Annotated in this window: 18 protein-coding genes and 1 tRNA gene; 7 read left to right on the top strand and 12 right to left on the bottom strand. The window is 61.0% G+C overall.

Going from position 1 to position 18,153, the window contains the following annotated elements:
* Nucleotides 1-178 precede the first annotated feature (178 nt).
* From KKP04_RS11350 to KKP04_RS11315, 8 genes are all read right to left on the bottom strand, one after another.
* Nucleotides 179-1,282, bottom strand: a complete 1,104-nt coding sequence (locus KKP04_RS11350) for a D-alanyl-D-alanine carboxypeptidase family protein (RefSeq protein WP_215031110.1) — start codon at nt 1,280-1,282, stop codon at nt 179-181.
* Nucleotides 1,283-1,298: 16 nt separating this feature from the next.
* Nucleotides 1,299-1,384 (bottom strand) — tRNA-Leu (locus KKP04_RS11345).
* Nucleotides 1,385-1,612: 228 nt separating this feature from the next.
* Nucleotides 1,613-1,816, bottom strand: a complete 204-nt coding sequence (yacG, locus tag KKP04_RS11340; RefSeq protein WP_215031107.1) for a DNA gyrase inhibitor YacG — start codon at nt 1,814-1,816, stop codon at nt 1,613-1,615.
* Nucleotides 1,801-2,094: a hypothetical protein gene (locus KKP04_RS11335; RefSeq protein WP_215031091.1), complete on the bottom strand. Its 294-nt coding sequence runs from the start codon at nt 2,092-2,094 to the stop codon at nt 1,801-1,803. The genes yacG and KKP04_RS11335 overlap by 16 nt, the downstream gene beginning before the upstream one ends.
* Nucleotides 2,072-2,812, bottom strand: coding sequence for a Maf family nucleotide pyrophosphatase (locus KKP04_RS11330; protein WP_215031088.1), 741 nt, complete (start codon nt 2,810-2,812; stop codon nt 2,072-2,074). The genes KKP04_RS11335 and KKP04_RS11330 overlap by 23 nt, the downstream gene beginning before the upstream one ends.
* Nucleotides 2,772-2,990 carry a translation initiation factor IF-1 gene (gene infA / locus KKP04_RS11325; protein WP_013417974.1) on the bottom strand — a complete coding sequence of 73 codons (219 nt, stop codon included), beginning with the start codon at nt 2,988-2,990 and terminating at the stop codon, nt 2,772-2,774. Before infA ends, KKP04_RS11330 begins: the two co-directional genes overlap by 41 nt.
* A gap of 413 nt (nt 2,991-3,403) precedes the next feature.
* Nucleotides 3,404-4,189 carry an outer membrane protein gene (locus tag KKP04_RS11320; protein ID WP_215031085.1) on the bottom strand — a complete coding sequence of 262 codons (786 nt, stop codon included), beginning with the start codon at nt 4,187-4,189 and terminating at the stop codon, nt 3,404-3,406.
* 148 nt (nt 4,190-4,337) lie between these two features.
* Nucleotides 4,338-6,332, bottom strand: a complete 1,995-nt coding sequence (locus KKP04_RS11315; protein ID WP_215031082.1) for an ABC transporter ATP-binding protein/permease — start codon at nt 6,330-6,332, stop codon at nt 4,338-4,340.
* Between the two features lie 197 nt (nt 6,333-6,529).
* Between KKP04_RS11315 and KKP04_RS11310 the strand changes: the two genes are divergently transcribed.
* Together KKP04_RS11310 and radC are read left to right on the top strand one after the other, a co-directional pair.
* The gene (locus tag KKP04_RS11310) at nt 6,530-7,111 is read left to right on the top strand and encodes a TIGR00730 family Rossman fold protein (protein WP_215031079.1); all 582 of its coding nucleotides are present in this window, start codon (nt 6,530-6,532) and stop codon (nt 7,109-7,111) included.
* Nucleotides 7,112-7,303: 192 nt separating this feature from the next.
* A complete protein-coding gene (gene radC / locus KKP04_RS11305; RefSeq protein ID WP_215031076.1) occupies nt 7,304-8,065 on the top strand; it encodes a DNA repair protein RadC in 762 nt (253 codons plus the stop codon).
* A 122-nt stretch (nt 8,066-8,187) separates the two neighbouring features.
* On the opposite strand, the gene ahcY is transcribed toward radC, so the two are convergent.
* Nucleotides 8,188-9,588 (bottom strand): adenosylhomocysteinase, encoded by a 1,401-nt coding sequence (ahcY, locus tag KKP04_RS11300; RefSeq protein ID WP_215031073.1) that lies wholly within the window; start codon nt 9,586-9,588, stop codon nt 8,188-8,190.
* Between the two features lie 178 nt (nt 9,589-9,766).
* On the opposite strand from ahcY, the gene KKP04_RS11295 reads away from it, so the two are divergent.
* From KKP04_RS11295 to KKP04_RS11285, 3 genes are all read left to right on the top strand, one after another.
* A complete protein-coding gene (locus KKP04_RS11295) occupies nt 9,767-10,240 on the top strand; it encodes a DUF2059 domain-containing protein (RefSeq protein ID WP_215031071.1) in 474 nt (157 codons plus the stop codon).
* 212 nt (nt 10,241-10,452) lie between these two features.
* Nucleotides 10,453-10,671 (top strand): hypothetical protein, encoded by a 219-nt coding sequence (locus KKP04_RS11290; protein WP_215031068.1) that lies wholly within the window; start codon nt 10,453-10,455, stop codon nt 10,669-10,671.
* Between the two features lie 869 nt (nt 10,672-11,540).
* Nucleotides 11,541-12,719 carry a site-specific integrase gene (locus tag KKP04_RS11285; protein WP_215031065.1) on the top strand — a complete coding sequence of 393 codons (1,179 nt, stop codon included), beginning with the start codon at nt 11,541-11,543 and terminating at the stop codon, nt 12,717-12,719.
* A gap of 289 nt (nt 12,720-13,008) precedes the next feature.
* Here KKP04_RS11285 and KKP04_RS11280 read toward each other — a convergent pair whose 3' ends face one another.
* Entirely contained in the window at nt 13,009-14,130 is a 1,122-nt protein-coding gene (locus KKP04_RS11280) for a Fic family protein (RefSeq protein ID WP_215031060.1), read from the bottom strand.
* Nucleotides 14,131-14,368: 238 nt separating this feature from the next.
* On the bottom strand, nt 14,369-14,587 hold the full coding sequence (locus KKP04_RS11275; RefSeq protein WP_215031057.1) for a hypothetical protein: 219 nt from the start codon (nt 14,585-14,587) through the stop codon (nt 14,369-14,371).
* A 231-nt stretch (nt 14,588-14,818) separates the two neighbouring features.
* Between KKP04_RS11275 and KKP04_RS11270 the strand changes: the two genes are divergently transcribed.
* Nucleotides 14,819-15,229 carry a hypothetical protein gene (locus KKP04_RS11270; RefSeq protein WP_215031054.1) on the top strand — a complete coding sequence of 137 codons (411 nt, stop codon included), beginning with the start codon at nt 14,819-14,821 and terminating at the stop codon, nt 15,227-15,229.
* Nucleotides 15,210-16,355 (top strand): hypothetical protein, encoded by a 1,146-nt coding sequence (locus tag KKP04_RS11265; RefSeq protein ID WP_215031052.1) that lies wholly within the window; start codon nt 15,210-15,212, stop codon nt 16,353-16,355. Before KKP04_RS11270 ends, KKP04_RS11265 begins: the two co-directional genes overlap by 20 nt.
* 432 nt (nt 16,356-16,787) lie before the next feature.
* On the opposite strand, the gene KKP04_RS11260 is transcribed toward KKP04_RS11265, so the two are convergent.
* Nucleotides 16,788-17,843: a replication protein RepA gene (locus KKP04_RS11260; protein ID WP_215031050.1), complete on the bottom strand. Its 1,056-nt coding sequence runs from the start codon at nt 17,841-17,843 to the stop codon at nt 16,788-16,790.
* Nucleotides 17,844-18,153: the final 310 nt, after the last annotated feature.

Raw genomic sequence — 18,153 nt, 5'->3', positions numbered from 1 at the left:
GAAAACCTCGCGGCGACGGGGGCGGTTCTACAACGACTCGCGGTTCTTCAGCCAAGGATGAGCGCGGCGTGCTCGTTCGCGAGGCGCCGCGAAGCCACGGGCCGGTGATGTCGTTCCAGCGCGAGGGATGCTTCGCTGCGGGCGACCGGTCGACAGGAATCAGCCGATCCGCGCACACTTACCCGTTCGTGCGAGCAGCGGCGGGGCTTGACGGAGCCGGATGCGCGGCCTTTGGCGCGGGCTTCTTTTTCTCACCAGGAGCGTTCGCTGCCCTCGGCTTCGCGGCCGATGCGCCGTGGCCGGGTTTCGACTTCGGCCGCTTGGGCTTCTGCTTCGCGCTGACGGCTGGTTTGCGACCGCTGCACACGATGCCGCGCATGTCGGCGGGCTGCGCCCCCTCAAGCGTTTCGACAGGCCATGTGGCGAGCGTCGGTGCCAGCACCGCCTTCCATGGATAGATCTCGAAGCCGTGCTCGAACAGCGCGGCGGCGCGGATTGTCCTGGCTCCCGATGAGCGCTCGCCGAGCACCACCGCGACAAGCTGGCGGCCGTTCCTTGTCGCGCTGGCGACGACATTATATCCCGCCGCGCAGACAAAGCCGGTTTTCATGCCGTCAGCGCCGTCGTATCGCTTGAGGATGCTGTTATGCGAGGTGAGCAGCCGATTGCCGACGCGCACCTCGGTCATCGAGAATATGTGACCGTATTGCGGAAATTCCTTCAGGATCATGTTCGAGAGAAGCGCCATATCGCGCGCGGTCGTCACTGCCTGATCCGGCGTCTCGGTGCCGTCGGGGTTGAACTGGGGCAGGCCGTTCGGGTTGACGAATTTCGTGTTCGTCATGCCGAGCCGCTTCGCGGTGCGGTTCATCTGGTCGACAAACGCTTCGTTCGAACCGCCGATCTTCTCGGCGAGCATGACCGCGACATCGTTGGCCGATTTCACGATCAGGGCCTTGATGCCAAGATCGACCTTGATCTGCGCGCCGAGCGGAAGCCCGAATTTGCTGGGCGGCTGGCTGCGCGAGAGAGCCGTCGAGGTCAGCATGTCTTCGGGCGAGAGCCTGCCGTCGCGGATCGCCTCGAAGGCGAGATAGGCGGTCATGAGCTTTGTGAGCGAAGCGGGGCGCCAGGGGAGGTCGGCGTCTTCGGCGTAGAGCACAAGGCCTGTCGCGGGTTCGGTCAGAAGCGCCGGGCCGGCTACGGCGCCTTGCGCGCCAGAGAACAACGCCGCCATTCCGAGAAGGATAGACCGCGTTTTCTTCCACAATGCTGAGTGCATGATTGATCGCTCGATTTGGTGCCCCAGGCCGGACTCGAACCAGCACGCCCTTGCAGGCAACAGATTTTGAGTCTGCCGCGTCTACCGTTCCGCCACTGGGGCACTCGCATCGGGAAGCTGGATCATAGCGAGGCTTTACCGTGCGTCAACTGCTCGCTTCAGGAAAGCACAGCGGACTTGAACGGAACTTGTGGAGCGCGAGCACTTTTTTCCGCGTTGTGCGGTGCCTCACGACGATACCCCGTATCGGTTGACGGAGCGTGCATGGACAGCGCGAAAACACGCCGATCGGCGGTTTGTGCCGTTCGAAGGAGCGGCAGAAGCGTGACGTTAGCCGCTTCCGTTGCGTTCCTCGTCTTCCTCTTCTTCCGGTTTGCCGGGAATAGCGTAGACGCCGCCGAGCCAGCGGTGAAGATCGACGTCCGCACATCGCCGCGAGCAGAACGGCCGATATTCCGGCACCTGCGGCTGCCGACCGCAAATCACGCATAAAGCTTCAGACTCGTTCGGCTCTCCCGTCAATCGATCACCCATCCGGCGCGGATGAGGTCATCCGTATTTGCAAACGCCATTTCCTCGCCGGTGGATCGATCGACGATTCTTGCCTGTTTCGCGAGCCAGTTCCCGATCGACAGGGTCGCGAACCGACCGTCGATGTTTTTCAACGCGAGAAAATCGGCAGCCGGAAGAGCGGCGAACTCATCGAGGGCTTCTCTTGTTGCGTTTTCGGCGCTTTCGGACCACCGGGCCTGTTCATCATCCATGTGCATCCTTTCTCTCCCTTGGCGTTTAGAGCGAATCGACTTCCGCACGATTGAGCCAATTGAAATAGACGGGGAAACCCTCCCCGATCAGAAGCTGCACCACCTCGATCAGCGGAAGGCCGACGACGTTGGTATATGAGCCGACGATCTTCTGCACGAACGCGCCCGCGATCCCCTGGATCGCGTAGCCGCCCGCTTTCCCACGCCATTCGCCGCAGGCGAGATAGCTGTCGAGTTCCTCGGCCGACAGTCGCTTGAAACGGACGCGCGTCTCGACCGTGCGCATTTTCACCGAGCCCGTATCGGTGATGAGGCATACCGATGTGAAGACACGATGCGAACGCCCGGAAAGGGTTTGCAGGGCGGCGGCGGCGTCGTTGAGATAATCGGGCTTGCCGATGATCTTGCGGTTGACGGCGACGACGGTGTCGGCGGCCAGGACGAACGCTCCGGCCAGATTGGGCTCGCGCTCCAGCCTCTCCCTTGCGGTGAGGGCCTTTTGCCGAGCAAGCCGCTGCGCGTAAGAGCGGGGCGCTTCGCCTTTCTTTGGCGTTTCGTCGATGGAGGCGGGACGGAGCGCGTCGGGTTCGATGCCGACCTGCTCCAGCAGGGCAAGGCGCCGAGGCGAGGCGCTTGCCAGAACGAGAAGCTTCCGCGCAGCCGATTGCACGGCGGCGGGATGGCCACGTTCTTCGGGATGTTGCTTCAGGGACAGGACCGTTCCCCTACTTGAAGCGATAAGTGATGCGTCCCTTGGTAAGATCATAGGGCGTCATCTCGACCAAAACCTTGTCTCCGGCGAGCACACGGATTCGGTTCTTCCGCATGCGCCCGGCGGTGTGCGCTATGATTTCGTGGCCGTTGTCGAGCTTCACCCGGAATGTCGCGTTGGGAAGAAGTTCGCTAATGATACCAGGAAATTCCAGTAGTTCTTCTTTCGACATATCTCCTGCCATGAAAAGCCGCTGCGCTGTCAAAACGCCATCTAAGCCGGATGTGCGTCTTGAGATTACGAAGAGAAACGCAGCGATCTGTGAATGCGCCGGAGAATGGCCGCTTGGCCCGCCAAAATCAAGACGGATCGGCTGCGGCGAACCAGCGGCGGTTGAAAACACACGTCCACGTCGGCCCGGCGGGTGCCTTGAGGGCGGATCCGCGCGCCGCGAAGGTAACGCTGCCTGACCAATCTTCCCGCGTTTCGGCGACGTCAGACGAAAAGCTCATCGTGATCGAAATCCCGGCGGGTGCGCGTATTGAGCGCATGTTCGCCGGCGATCCTCGGTCGCGGACCGACCGCAGCGGCATGGCCAAGCTCGCGTTACAGAAGATCGTACGCGGACAAAGACGTTGGCGCTCGTCAGTAAAGCGGCCCTACGCCGTTCAGGAAGACGTTGAATCCGATCTTGAACGTGCTGACCGACATGTCGTTGTTGAAGTGCGCGTCATCGGAGTTGAACGTGCTGTCTCCGAAGTCGAAATAGAGATACTCGGCCTTGATGGACCAGCGCGGGCCGACCCGATATTCGAGCCCGCCGCCGAGCGTCCAGCCGGTGAAGGTGCCGCTCGACTGGCGTAGGGCACTGATGCCATCCGTGACGAGTGTTACATTGGTTTCGCCCGTGTAGAAGCCGAAGCCGCCCTTGAGATAGATCAGGGCGGCGCCATAGAGAAAGCCGCCCCTGAGCGTTACGTCTCCATACCAGCCGCCATCCGACGACACCGACAGAACGCTCGGCGGCAGGGTGCTTATGGCAAAGCTCCTGCTGGCGTCGTTGCCGAGGCCGCCGATGTCGCCCTCGATTCCCCAGAGGAAGTTGCCGATCGGGATGTTGTAGCCAAGCTGAAGGCCGCCGAGAAAGCCGGACCCTTCAAAGCTTCGGTCCGACAAGACGGTTGTGACGCCGTTGACGAACACCACATTGCTGGCGGTGTCTATCGTGGACCATGCGCCGCCGATGTTTCCGCCGATATAAAAGCCACGCCAGAGGGGGATCGGCGCGACGGGCTGGAGGACGTAGGGATCCTTGTATCCGCGATAGCCTCCGCCATAGCCTCCACCATAATATGGATCGGCTGCATAGGCCACCTGGGCCGCGAAGACCAAACCGACAGCGGCCCCACCAACTGACTTTACAACTGACATGACTATCCCGCTTACGTTGCCACAGAGAAGCTCTACACGTTACTGCGTAAAAGCTGTGGCATTAACGGAAATGCAACGCAAGCGTGCGTTGAAGGGCCGGCGCAGCCAGCGCGTGAACAGCCTGTGGATAAGCAGAGCGCGACGGCGCCTAGGTGGCTGAAGTAACGCCCTTATCTTCCGCTGTTTCTTCAAGGTCACACAGGGGGCGGGATCGCTGTTCAAGCGGGCGAGCCGGGTAAGTCCCGCCGCTCGCGTTCGGCTCCACGGTCGGCAGGGCGCCTTCCTCGACCATCTCGGCGAGCTTCCGCCGCGCCTCCTCCGCTTCCTGCTGCCGCGTCCAGAGCGCGGCGTAAAGCCCCCGCGCTTCAAGCAGCGAAGCATGCGTGCCGCGCTCGACGATGCGGCCCTTGTCGAGCACGAGGATCGTGTCGGCCCCGACGACCGTCGAAAGCCGGTGCGCGATGACGAGCGTTGTGCGGCCTTTCGCGACACTGTCGAGCGCCGACTGGATTTCCTTTTCCGTGAAGCTGTCGAGCGCGGACGTCGCCTCGTCGAGGATGAGAATCGGCGGACCCTTGAGGATCGTGCGCGCGATGGCGACGCGCTGCTTCTCGCCGCCGGACAGCTTCAGCCCGCGCTCGCCGACCATCGACTTGTAGCCATCCGGCAATTGCCTGATGAAACCGTCGATCTGCGCCATCCTCGCGGCCTCGCGCACCTCTGCCTCCGTCGCGTCGACGCGCCCATAGCGGATGTTATATTCGATGGTGTCGTTGAACAGCACCGTATCCTGCGGAACGATGCCGATGGCGGCGCGCAAGGACTCCTGCGTGATGTCGCGAAGATCCTGCCCGTCGATTGTGACGCGCCCCGTCTTCACGTCGTAGAAGCGGTAGAGCAAGCGCGAAATCGTCGACTTGCCCGCGCCGGACGGCCCGACGAGCGCTACCATGTGTCCGGGTGGCACCTCGAAATCGACGCCCTTCAGGATCGGGCGCACGCCGTCATAGCTGAATGTAACGTTGTCGAAGCGGATCGCGCCCGCACCCACGATGAGCGGCTTCGCGCCCGGCTTGTCCTTCACCTCGGGCTTCTGGCCGATGAGTTCGAACAGGGCTTCGATATCAACGAAAGCCTGCTTGATCTCGCGATAGATGACGCCCATCAGGTTGAGCGGCTGGTAGAGCTGGATGAACACCGCGTTGATAAGCACGAAGTCGCCGACCGTCATCGCGCCAGTTGCGACGCCGTGCGCCGAGAGCGCCATCGCGGTCGCCATGCCCGCCGTAAAGATGACGGTCTGGCCGAAGTTCAGCGCGGCGAGCGAAGTCGCGGTCTTGATGCTCGCACGCTCGTAGCGGCGCATCGAGCGGTCGAAACGGTCCGCCTCCCAGCGCTCGTTGCCGAAATATTTCACCGTCTCGTAGTTGAGAAGGCTGTCGACGGCCTTGGTCGTGGCGTCGGTGTCGGCCTCGATATATTCGCGGCGGATCGCAATGCGACGCTCGCTCACCGCGATGCTGTACCACGTATAGAGCACGATCATCGCCAGCACGATGGCCACGAAAGTCCAGCCGAAATACCAGCCGAACAGAAGGCATACGAAAAGCACTTCGAGGATCGTGGGCACAAGGTTCAGCACGCCCATGCGGATGATGAGGTCGACGGCCATCTTTCCCCGGTCGAAGACGCGCGTGAGAGCGCCCGTTTTCCGGTCGAGGTGGAAGCGAAGCGACAAATCGTGGACATGGCGGAATGCGCTCGTCGTCAGCATCCGCGTCGCGTTCTGCTCGATGGGCGCGAACAGCACGTCGCGAAGCTGCTGGAAGCCGGTCATGGACACACGCGCGACCGCATAGGCAACCGTCATGAAAAGCGGCACCGCAGCGATCGTCCACGCCGTTTGCGCCGCGTCCGTCTTCGGCATCGCCGTCAGCGCATCCACCGCGTATTTGTATGTAACGGGCATGAACACGGTGACGACCTTGGCCGCCACGAGCGCCAGCGCGGCGAGCACAAGCTTGACCTTGAGGTCGGCGCGGCCCTTCGGCCAGGCGAACGGCAGAAGATACCGGAAAATGGCTTTATGGTCTGTCTTGCCGTGTTTTTCGGGCGGGACGGAGTGCGATGCGTGGTGGTGCAAAAAATGCCTCGTTGACGGTGAAGCCGGAACTTCGAGCTTCGGCGAGTGTATGGCTGCGGCGGCGCCTTCTCTCCATATAAGCGGATTCCCGTGTCAGGCGAGACCCGGCGGCTTTAAGCGGCGGGCAAGTGTCGCGCTGGTAAGCTCTTGGACAGACACGCTCAGGATGTGAAAGCGGCGGTATGAAAGCAGAGAAAATGAAGCGTTTGTGTGTTTATTGCGGCTCGGGCTCCGGACTCGATCCGCGTTTTCTCGACGCGGCGCGAACTCTCGGCCGAACGATGGCCGAAGCGCGCATCGGCCTCGTCTATGGCGGCGGCGGCAACGGCATGATGGGTACGGTCGCGCAGACCGTCATCGATCATGGCGGCCACGTTACCGGCATCATCCCGGCCTCCCTCCTCGAAATCGAGAACGCGCTCGAAACCATCAGCGAGCGTTACGTCACCAACGGCTTTCACGAGCGCAAGATGCTGATGTTCAACCTGTCAGACGGGTTCGTGGCCCTGCCGGGCGGCGTCGGCACGCTGGAAGAGCTGGTCGAGCAACTCACCTGGACGCAACTCGGCCACCACGAGAAGCCCGTGTTCATCGTGAACACGGCGGGCTACTGGGATCTGCTGCTTGCCATGTTCGACCGCATGCGCGACCAGCTCTTCATCCGGCCGGGTCTCGATACGCGGTATTTCGTCGTCGACAAGGTCGAGGACGTGGTGCCGCTTTTCCTCAAGCAGCGTCCGTCGAAGAAAGCGCCGCCGCCGACGCTCATCCGCGCCTGATCTCTCACCGCGCTTTTGCGGCGAAGGTGAAGCATTCGCAGTGCGTCTCTCGCGCCGCCCGCGCAACAAAGGCGTCAGGCGCGCGAACGTGCGCTCATTGCTTCAAATGCTACTTTTCTTTTCGTAAAATCTGATGTTTATTCGTCTCGTTGAAAGTCCGTTTCCGTGTCGTGTCAGTTGTGCGTACCATCCATGGCGAACTGCTTCGAAGAAAGCCCTCTGTTCGAACTCCTCTCGCTCGAAGCGGGTGCGAGTGTCCCGCCGCCTCAGCCACCGCGCCCCATCCCGCACTACTGGGGCCATCGGGACCGCCTGAGGAAGCGCTTCCTCGATGGCGGAGCCGATCCGCTGCCCGATTACGAACTGCTTGAACTCGTGTTGTTCCGCGCGATTGCGCGACGCGACGTGAAGCCGCTTGCGAAGGATCTCCTCGCGCGGTTCGGCTCGTTCGGCGAGGTGATGAACGCCCCGCGCGACCGGCTCCTCGAACTGGAGGGCGTGACCGAAGCCGTCGTCACCGAGTTCCGCATCGTGCGGGCGGCGGCGCTGCGAACCGCGCAGGGCGAGGTGAAGAAGCGGCCCATTTTCGCTTCGATGTCGACGGTTCTCGACTATCTCCGTTCGGCCATGGCATTCGAGGACCGCGAACAGTTTCGCATCCTGTTCCTCGACCGGCGAAACAAGCTGATCGCCGACGAGGTGCAATCGCGCGGCACCATCGACCACACATCGGTCTATACGCGCGAAGTGGTGAAGCGTGCGCTTGAACTGTCGGCTTCGGCCGTGATTCTCGCGCACAACCACCCGTCGGGCGACCCGACGCCGTCGCGCGCCGATATCGAGATGACGAAGGAAATCGCGGAAGTGGGCCAGAAGCTTGGCGTCACCGTTCACGACCACATCATCCTCGGCCGCGACGGCCATCTGAGCCTGAAATCGGTCGGGGCTTTCTGAGGGCAGGGGGTGCGCAAAGGGTTGCGATGATTCCGCGAAATGCGCGCGACGCAAAAATGGCAACGCGCCGCCGCGCGTTGCCTGTCGGGATGCACGCCGCGATAACGCGCGGCGCGGCGTCCTCAATACTTGTAGAGGTCGGACTTGAACGGTCCGTCGATCGGCACGCCGATATAGTCGGCCTGCTCGTTCGAGAGTTGCGTCAGCTGCACGCCGAGCTTTTCGAGGTGCAGGCGCGCGACCATCTCGTCGAGATGCTTCGGCAGCACATACACCTTGTTCTCATACTTGCCCTTGCCGACATTGGACCAAAGCTCGATCTGCGCGAGCACCTGGTTCGAGAAGGACGCGCTCATCACGAAGCTCGGATGCCCCGTTGCGTTGCCGAGGTTCACGAGGCGGCCTTCGGACAGAAGCAGGATGCGGTTGCCGCCGGGGAACTCGATCATGTCCACCTGAGGCTTGACGTTCGTCCACTTGTAATTCTTCAGGTTCGCAATCTGAATTTCGTTGTCGAAATGGCCGATGTTGCAGACGATGGCCATGTCCTTCATCTTGCGCATGTGCTCAAGCGTGATGACGTCCTTGTTGCCGGTCGCCGTCACGAAGATGTCGGCCTTGTCGGCCACGTCGTCGAGCGTCTGCACCGAGAAGCCGTCCATCGCCGCCTGAAGCGCGCAGATCGGGTCGATTTCGGTGACGACGACGCGCGCGCCAGCGCCGCGCAGCGACTGAGCCGAGCCCTTGCCGACGTCGCCATAGCCGGCCACCACGGCAACCTTGCCCGCCATCATGACGTCGGTCGCGCGGCGGATACCGTCCACGAGGCTTTCGCGGCAGCCGTAGCGGTTGTCGAACTTCGACTTCGTGACGCTGTCGTTCACGTTGATGGCCGGGAAGGCGAGCGTGCCCTTCTTCTCCATCTGGTAGAGGCGCAGCACGCCGGTCGTCGTCTCTTCGGACACGCCCTTGATGTTGGCCTTTACCTTGGAATACCAGCCGGGCGTCTTCGCGAGGCGCGCCTTGATCGTCTTGAAGAGGCTTGCTTCTTCCTCGCTGTGCGGATTTTCGAGCACCGTCGGGTTCGTCTCGGCTTCCGCGCCGAGCAGCACGATCAGCGTCGCGTCGCCGCCGTCGTCGAGGATCATGTTGGCGGTTTCGCCGTTCGGCCATTCAAGGATGCGGTCCACATAGTCCCAATATTCGTCGAGCGTCTCGCCCTTCACGGCGAACACGGGCGTGCCGCGCGCGGCGATGGCGGCTGCGGCGTGGTCCTGCGTCGAGAAGATGTTGCACGAAGCCCAGCGGACTTCCGCGCCGAGCGCCTGAAGGCTCTCGATCAGCACGGCGGTCTGGATCGTCATGTGAAGACAGCCCGCGACGCGCGCGCCCTTCAGCGGCTGCTCCTTGCCGAACTTTTCGCGCACGGCCATAAGGCCCGGCATTTCCGTTTCGGCGATGTCCATTTCCTTGCGGCCCCAGTCCGCGAGGCTTAAATCCTTGACCAGATAATCGTTCGACACAGGCTTCTCCCAGGCTTGTTTGCCGCAGCGGCAAGATGGTTTGGGGCAGTCCTATCTCGTGTGCTATCGAAAAGCAATAAAGACATAAACATTGCTTTATGTCTTTCCCCGACTTCCGTACGTATTAAAACCAGGTCACAGACCCTCCCTCTCACTCCCGAACGAAGGAATTTCGACCATGCCCGCATTATCCGCTCGCATCCTTTTCCTTGCGGTCCTGCTGCCGTTTTCGCTGCCCGCCCTCGCGCTCGATGACACGCCACCGAATCGCGAGGCGCAGGCGGATCGCTATCTCGCGGCCGTACCGCCCAAATCGCAGATCGCCGATACCGTGGCGGGGCTGGCCGAGACCGTGCCCCCCGAGCAGCGCGAGCAGTTCAAGGCGCTGATGCTCAAATATTTCAATATCGACAAGGTGTCTGTGGCGATCCGGCAAGCGATGGTGAAGACGTTCACCGCGGACGAACTTAAGGCGCTCGCCGACTTCTACGGCTCGACGGTTGCCAAGTCCGCCGTGGGCAAGATGGATGCCTACCGGAACGAAGTTCTGCCTGCGACCGAGGAGGAGCTTCAAGCGGCGCTTGCGAAGGTGCAGGCAGAACTGCATCCGCAGGGCACGGGTGGTGCGCAACCCGCCGAAGAAAAGAAATAACGCTTATGCGATCATGCCGCTCGGAAGCGTTCAGGCAACGCTTCCGAAGCGGCTGCATCCGTCTTTCGCTCATGGCGAAGCTCTCACTGCTGCACATGAGACGGCACCCCTGCGCCCTCGGTCTTGCCATCGCGCCATACCGCCCTTTGTGTCCAACTTTTGCCCAAGCGGCGGCTTAAGTCCGTTTGCAGGTTTTGTTGACGGAGAATGCCATGGAACGCGCAGCAGCCTTCGCGCTCGTTTGCCTGTTGGCAACAAGCGCCGACGCCACAATGACGACGTACAAGATCAAAGACGTGTGCAAGTTCGACATGGAACAGTATTGCAAGGACATCAAGGCCAGGCGCTTGCGCGATCTCAAGGCGTGTCTGGCAAAGAACGAGCGAAACCTGCTTCCGCGCTGCCAGGATCATTACAAGGAAGCGCATTGAGGCTCGCCGTTACGGGCTGTTCGCTAGTGGTCCGATTCCGACATTTGCATCCGTTTGCAGCACCCTCGCAAGCCAATGCCGGAATCAAGGGACCACCAGCAGTCCCGGTTGCTGAAAGCTCTCGCTCAGATGTCAAATTCAGAAGCTCCACTAGTCAAATTCGAGCCGGTTCCGATCTGATTGAATTGCAATCAGATCGGTAAAACGGTCTCTTCTTGAAGTTTAAAGACGGATTCACCGATCAGGTTGAGTCAACCTGATCGGATCCGGCTTTAGGCGGGCCGCGCCGCCTATCGCGCGGCTGCGTGAGTTGCTCGGTTCGATGCCGCCTGCAGAGGCAGGTGCAGGTCCCGGCCAGGACGAGCCAGCAGAGACCGTCTGCCGCCACGCCCCTGCTGCGGCAGACGCATGATATTTTACGTCTTGGGCCTTCACGTGCAGACAGCGGGTTGCGCCACAGCGACCACGCCGCTGAGGAGCTTGACGGTCAGGTGCCCCCGGCAACAATATTGCGGCGGCTCCGCTTGGAGAGAGTTGCCAGGAGCCCGGCCAAAACGCGTTTCAATAGGAGAGTCAGCGGGATAGACCGCAGCTATCGACACCGTTCGCCGTTACTCCCGATTGCACCGGAGTGCGCTCGGGAACGGCGTTTTGCAATTCGGAATTGGCAGGGAAGTGGTGCCGCTTGCGTGACTCGAACACGCGACCCCCTCATTACGAATGAGGTAATGCGGCTACGGCTCTTTACCAAGTAGCCTGTAAGATACCGTTTTTACATATTATTTTTCCGCATCATTACGACGTGGTCTGGCTATCCTCGGCGCAAAGTGGTAGGTTGGTGGTAGGTTGGGCGCTGCTGGATGGCTCACATGGCAGATAGAAGCCGGATTAATCTCGCGACCTTGAAAACGCTTCCTCCCCAGCAAGTCGCCTGGGACGACAGCTTAAAAGGCTTCGGCGCCAAGGCGAACGCCAACGGCACGGTGACGTTCTTCGTCAAGACACGGGTCAACGGCAAGCAACGCTGGTTCACAATCGGAAAGCGCGGCAGCCCGTGGACGGTTGAAACCGCGCGACGGGAGGCGCTGGCAATCCTTGCCAACGCGGCGGAAGGCAAAGACCGCACAGAGGAAAAGCGCCGTGAACGTGCCAGCACGTTCACGCTCGGCGAATTGGCAGTTGAATATTTCAATCATCACAAGCCGCTGCTGAAGCCTGTGACCTTCGAAAATTATCAAACCTCCTGGCGCAGGCACTTGCAGCCCGAGCTTGGAAAAATAGCATTGGGAAAGCTCTCCGTTGCCGATATCTCTAAATTGAACATCGCTCTGTGTGAAACGCCCTCTGCCGCTAATTACGCGATGGCCGTCCTTTCCGCGATGTTGGGTTGGTCGGAAGATCAGGGACTGCGCCCCGCCAACAGCAATCCCTGTCGCAAGATTCCCAAATACCGCGAGAACAAGCGGGAGCGTTATTTGTCGCCCGAGGAACTTGAACGCTTGGGAAAAGTGCTCGCCGACTCGGAGAAGCGCGAAAATCCTTATGTGTTGGCGGCCATCCGTCTGTTGCTTCTCACCGGCGCGCGTCTCTCCGAGATTCTCACCCTGCGCTGGAGCTACATCGACCGCCATCGGCGTGTTCTGGCCCTTCCCGACAGCAAAACCGGCGCCAAGGTCATTCCCCTTAGCCAACCGGCGCTCGATCTGTTGTCAGGCCTTCCAAGGTTTAAACACAACCCGTTTGTCTTGCCGGGGCTCATTGAAGGCCAGCATCTCGTCAACCTGCAAAAGCCGTGGCGGAGGATCCGTAAGGAAGCGGGCCTCGACGATGTTCGCATTCACGATCTCCGCCATTCCTTCGCGAGCGTCAGCGTGGGCCTCGGCGGCTCCCTGCCCGTCATCGGGCGGGTTTTAGGCCATTCCCAGCCAGCGACCACGGCGCGCTATGCCCATGTGGCCGACAAGGTGGCGGCCGAACTGGTGGAAGCGACGGGAGCACTTATCGGGACTGCGCTTCAATCCGGGAGCAAACCCTCCACGCCGCAATAAGGCTTTTCTGCGAAATGCGACCGTCAGCAGAGAGCCCTGTCAGGGGCTTTCGCCTAGCCACCTATAAGCCTCTGCTCATTGGCGTACCTGTTCATTTGGCCATCCCGGCCAAGGGGGTACCGCCGTACCAAGGAGGTTGGGATGAGCTGGAAGCTGGGAGGGGCCATCGTTGCCCTTTATATCCTCGGCCTTCTGGCCGCGATAGCGGTCATTGGCTGATCACACGAGGCAGCGCGCGAAAGTGCGCTGCCTCCCCTCCGACAAAGCCGGTCTCGAACCGGCTTTTTGTTTACGTCCCCGTTGCCTGCAACTGAGCGGGCAGGTGATACCGCGTGGACTTCATCTCGCCCGTCCGGATGAGCGCCCCAAGCGCCACCAGTTCCTGAAGATCGCGGGTAGCGGTCGCCCGCGAGGTGCCGGTGATGGAGATGTAGTTGCCAACGCTGAGCCCGCCCGTGAACCCGTCCGGCCCCTCCCGGAACATCCGCGCGAGAGCCTTCTCCTGACGCGGATTGAGCTGCCCCCGAATGCGGTCATAGAGGCGTGTCTTTTCAATCAGAAACCGGATCATGGTTTCGGTATAGGCTTGGGCATCCACGATCATGCCCCCGAACGTGACCAGCCAGTCCGTGATATCAAGCTCCCGGTTGTTACGCGCCAGCGCGTCGTAATAATCCTTCTTCCGCTTTTGGATGACCTGCGAAAGGCTTGACAGGCTCGGCTGCTCCAGTCCCTGCGCCAGCGCTTTGTCGGCTAGCGCACGGGCAATCCGGCCATTACCGTCCTCGAAGGGGTGGACGGAAACAAAGTGCAGGTGGGCCAGCCCTGCCCGCGTGACGGGCGGGAGCGGCTTCTTCCCATCGGGGGCAGTTTCGTTGAACCACCGGATGAACCGCGCCATTTCCCGGGAAAGCTGCCCGGCGGGAGGGGCCTCGAAGTGAACCTCAGGACGGTCGAGCCGCCCGGATACCACCTGCATCGGCTCGGGATCGGTCCGGTATCGGCCAATGCACTGGATATCCACGCGGCCGTTCATCAGCATCGCATGCCACTGCCGCAACGCGACGGCGGATAACGGTTCGCCAAACGTCCGATAGAGCGTCACCATCATCCTTGAAATGCCCTGCTCGGCGGGGGGCGCCTTGAACGGCAGGGTGGCGAGGCCAAGATCACGCCGGATGGATTGCTGAAGGCTCTCCCGATCAAGGATTTCCCCTTCGATCTGGGAGGTTTTGAGGGCCTCGTTGCTCATAAGGTCGATGGCAAGCTGGTCCTTGTCGGCGGGGTCGACGTGAAAATACGCCCCGATCAGGACGCCGGATTGCTTGAGGAAGGCCTTCTCCAGGCCCTCAAGCTCCTCGGGCCTCCAGCTGAATTGAGGCCATTGATCTTGCTGCCAATTCCACACCATGAGGCAAAAACTTCCCTTTTATGCCTCACAATATGCGCCCATCTTGAGGTAGAAATCCAGCCTTTTTACCTCAACCTCGGGGGCTCTCCATCGGTGCTGATGCCGTTGGCAATCAGGTTGGCCAAGCCGTTGCCCCACCCGGGCTTTTGTCACAAGATTGGCACCAAGGTACAGCGGGGACGCCAGGGCCGGGCCGGTGATGACGAAAGTCTTCCCGAGGGAGCTTCGGCTCCCTTTTTTACGCTTGCCGTTCCTTCCGGCGTCCGTCGTCGATGAAGTCCTGCTCGGCGACCTCGATGCCGGACTGATGCAAGGCCCGCAGCACCACGGCGCGGAGGGAGCGCTCCTCATCGAGCGCGCGCTGCTTCAGCTTCTTCATCACGTAGTCGGGCACTTCCACGCTGAGCTTTACAAGCTTTGCGGCGGGCCTGACGCTGGAGGGTGGTGCGGAGCTCATGCCCAAAGCGTCGGGCCAAGACCTGTATACGTCAAGACGCCGCAACGCCGGTGCTGAACAGGTGAGCATCTGCGATATCAAGCATATGCGGCGCTTCTCATGTGAGGACTTGCGTATATCCAACGCTTTTCATCTGCGCAAGTCTTCAAACGCGGGAGTGCAAAAGACCAGACATCCGATTGTCCCCGGTTGCGAATTTGAGTAGGCTGCAACCGCAGGAAAGAGCGACGTATGGACAAGGCAGCGCGGCAGGAAGAACTCAAGCGGCGGTTCGCGCCGGTTAAGCCGTTGGCGCCCCCGGTCCCAGCCGCTCCCCCGGTTCCCCAAACCCATGCGCCTGTCGAGAAAACCGCTCCCGCAATCGAAATCCCTACGCCGGTTGCACTAAAACCCGCTCCCAAAGCTTTGGCGCGCCGCTGTGACTACAAGGGCGAGCGCCGCCGCCTCAATCTTCGCCTTCCAGACCCCCTCGCCCAGGATTTGGCTGTGCTTTGCCTTGCATCGGGAGTTGACAAGAATGCCTTCTGCGAACAAGTCCTGAGCTCGGCGATTGAAAATCAGCTCGAACAGGTCCGCCAGCGCTACAAGCCCGAGGAATGGGAAGGCATCTTACGCTGTGTCCGTGAAGGAAAGGGATTCTGACCACTTCGTCGACGTGCTGGTGATCCTCGGGATCGCGGCCAGTCTTGTGCTGATCGTCGGCTCCGTTCTCCTCAACTTCCGCATGGCTTACCGGAGCGCCGACACCGAGTTCGACGCCTGGCTCTACGGCGTCGTTGCGGGCGCCGCAGATTGCATCAAGGCCATGATGCCGTTTGCCATCGCCTGGGGCATCCGCAAGCGAGACCGGCTGGCGGTCATCGGCGCGGCAGCGGTGTTCGGCATATTCACGCTCTATTCGTTCTCAAGCGCGGTCGGCTTCGCGGCCCAGCATCGCATCGCCAAGGCTGCCGAACGGCAGGGCGGCGCCGAAAAGTATCAGGATCTCAAGGACCGCTATACCCGCGCCAAGTCGGCCCGCGACGCGCTCGGCACCCCCCGCGCTCCATCCGTCATCGAACAGGAACGGGCGGATATCCTCGCAACACCGGTTTACGGACGAAGAACAATCGGTGACCTCTCGGGCGAATGCACGCTCAACCGGCTCGAAGCGCGCGAGCCCTGCGAGCGCTGGCGCCGCCTCGGGGTCGAACTCGCCACCGCGAAGGAAGCAGGCCGCCTCGACGGTGAACTGACCGACGTGCGTCAAAAGCTCGACACGGTCCCCGCCGCGTCAACCACCGAGGACCCGCAGGCCGCCGCCATCTCGAAGCTCGGCGGCTGGTTCGACAGGACCTTCCGGAGCGACGACGTGCAACTCGGCCTCGCGCTGCTGCTTGCACTGCTCGTCGAAGCGGGAAGCGGGCTCGGCCTCTATCTCGTCACCACGCCCTGGCGCGACGCCGCCCTCCCCGCTCCGAAGGAATCCACCATGCCGCCAAAGCTTCCGGTCATGCCCGTCAAGCGGCTGGGCGAGGTCGACGCCTTCATGCTGGCGCGTCTCCATCCGGCGACCGATGGCGTGCTTACCGCGCCGATGCTGTATGAGGCCTATCTCGGCTGGTGCCGGGAAGGCGGGCTGGCACCCTTCACCGTGCCCGCCTTCATCACGGCCTTTCATGCGATCGCCGATGAGCTCGGGATCGAACGCGGCTCGGTCGGAACCGATGCGGCATGGCGAAACGTCTCGTTTACACCCGTGCCAGCACTTCCTGAACGGGCTTTATAAGGGTTTTTGACGCCCCGAACGAAGGTGGTTCTATCAGGGTGTAAAAAACCGCCTCTGGCCGCCTTCCATGCCTTCTGATTGCCCGACGTTGCGTGAGGCTCAGGTGAAATGGTCTGGCCTGCCCCGTGCGACAGGAATTTAATCGTACCGAAATTTTGAGTTCCTTTTCTGAAATTCTGATTCTTTTCTGTAAAAAAGATGTTCTGGGAGTGTTCTGGAATGTTCTGTTCTATATTACAGCGCGAGCAAGTCTGCGCCAAAGCGCGACCAAGTCTGCGTCAGGGCGCGAGTAAGTCTGCGCCAAATCGGGCCTCCCCGCGAGTAAGTCTGCGCCAAGGTGCGAGCAAGTCTGCGCTATAGCGCCAAAATGGCCTGAAAACCTGCGGAAAAATTATCGGCTGCGCGCGAGTAAGTCTGCGCCAGAAAGGGTGCTCAGGATGCCTTCGGGATGAGGGTCGGCTTGACCGACTTCGCCACGGGCAGCGCGAGCGCGCTCGGTTCGGCGGGCGTGAGCTTCAGGCCGTTCTCGGTGACGCTCACCGGCAGCTTTCTTAGCGTTTCCTTGATTTCGTTGAGCTCGCGGGCAAGGTTTGCCCGGAAGTCCCTGTCCCGCTTGAAGCCGGACCCGAACTGGTCCTTCAGCGCCTCCCAGCTGATGGTGACCGGCTCTTCGATGTTGTGGATGCGGTAGCCGAGCCAGAAATACAGGTCAAGTTTCCGCGCGGACCCGGCAAAAGCCCTGACAACATGCGTGTTGATGGGAAGGGCGTGCTTCTGCAAGCTCTCATACATGGCCGGGCTGAATGTGACGGTCGAAGGCCAGAGGCTGCGCTGGTCCGGATGGGTCGGAAGCCACAGGTCCATCTCGTCAATGGGCGTGATGGAGCGTGTCCGTACCCGCTCCCCGTTCCAGACGGTAAGCTTCATCGTACAGGCGGCAAGCGCGTTGAGCTGTTCCTTGAACGCGGTCAGCGGGCCTTTCTTGCCGCCGCTTTTCGGGAAGCCCATGTCGCGGACGAAGCCGGTCAGCGTGTCGGCGATTTCGATGGTCGGGGATTTCTGACGGATGGCTTCCGAGCAAAGGTGCATCAGGATCAGCCTCGCCTTCGGCCCGAAGGGCACCGGCTGGTGGATTTTTTCGCCATTGGGATCGCGCAGGAAACCGGCCGTGACATCCAGCGCCATGTTGCCCTGCTTGCGCTCGAACTCCCGCTGCTCGATGGGCAGCCGGTCGTAAGGCAGGCCGCAGATGGCAAGCACGCTGTGGATATGGCGAAGGTCCTGCTTCGACGGCTCCGAGAGCTCAAGCGCTCCCGCCGTCACCACGCGCCGCCGCTGGTCGCGCGGAAGCGCCGCCAGTTCATCGCGTCTCGCCTGCTTCTGCTCCAGCTGGCGGACAATGACTTCCAGAACGGGGCTCGTGCGCTGACGCTCCAGCTCGGCCAGAAGGTCCTGGTCGCGGATGTTTGGGGCGTCGGTCAATTTCACGAGAAGACATTAGCGCGGATTTGCGTTTCAGGGAATCGGCTTCGACTGTTGAATGAAAAGATTTATGGAAATCCTGATAAGCATGAATGTGGTTCTTCAGATTTATGTTTGTCATGTTCTACTGACTTCTGTTTCTCTTGATGTGTGGAATTCATCTAAACCTGAATGCCGTATTGATGGAAATCAATAGTTATGGATTAACGTATTTCACCAAATATGCATCTCAATATTGCTGCATTTCCGTCACACCGGAGTTCGTGATTTACTGAAGACAGGCAGTTCAGTTCTCCATATCTTTGGTTGTCCTGTT

Origin of the sequence: Rhodomicrobium sp. Az07 (assembly GCF_018619475.1) — a bacterium.
GTDB lineage: Bacteria > Pseudomonadota > Alphaproteobacteria > Rhizobiales > Rhodomicrobiaceae > Rhodomicrobium.
The sequence above is the reverse complement of the archived record's forward strand: the minus strand, read 5'-3'. Positions and strand labels throughout refer to the sequence as shown.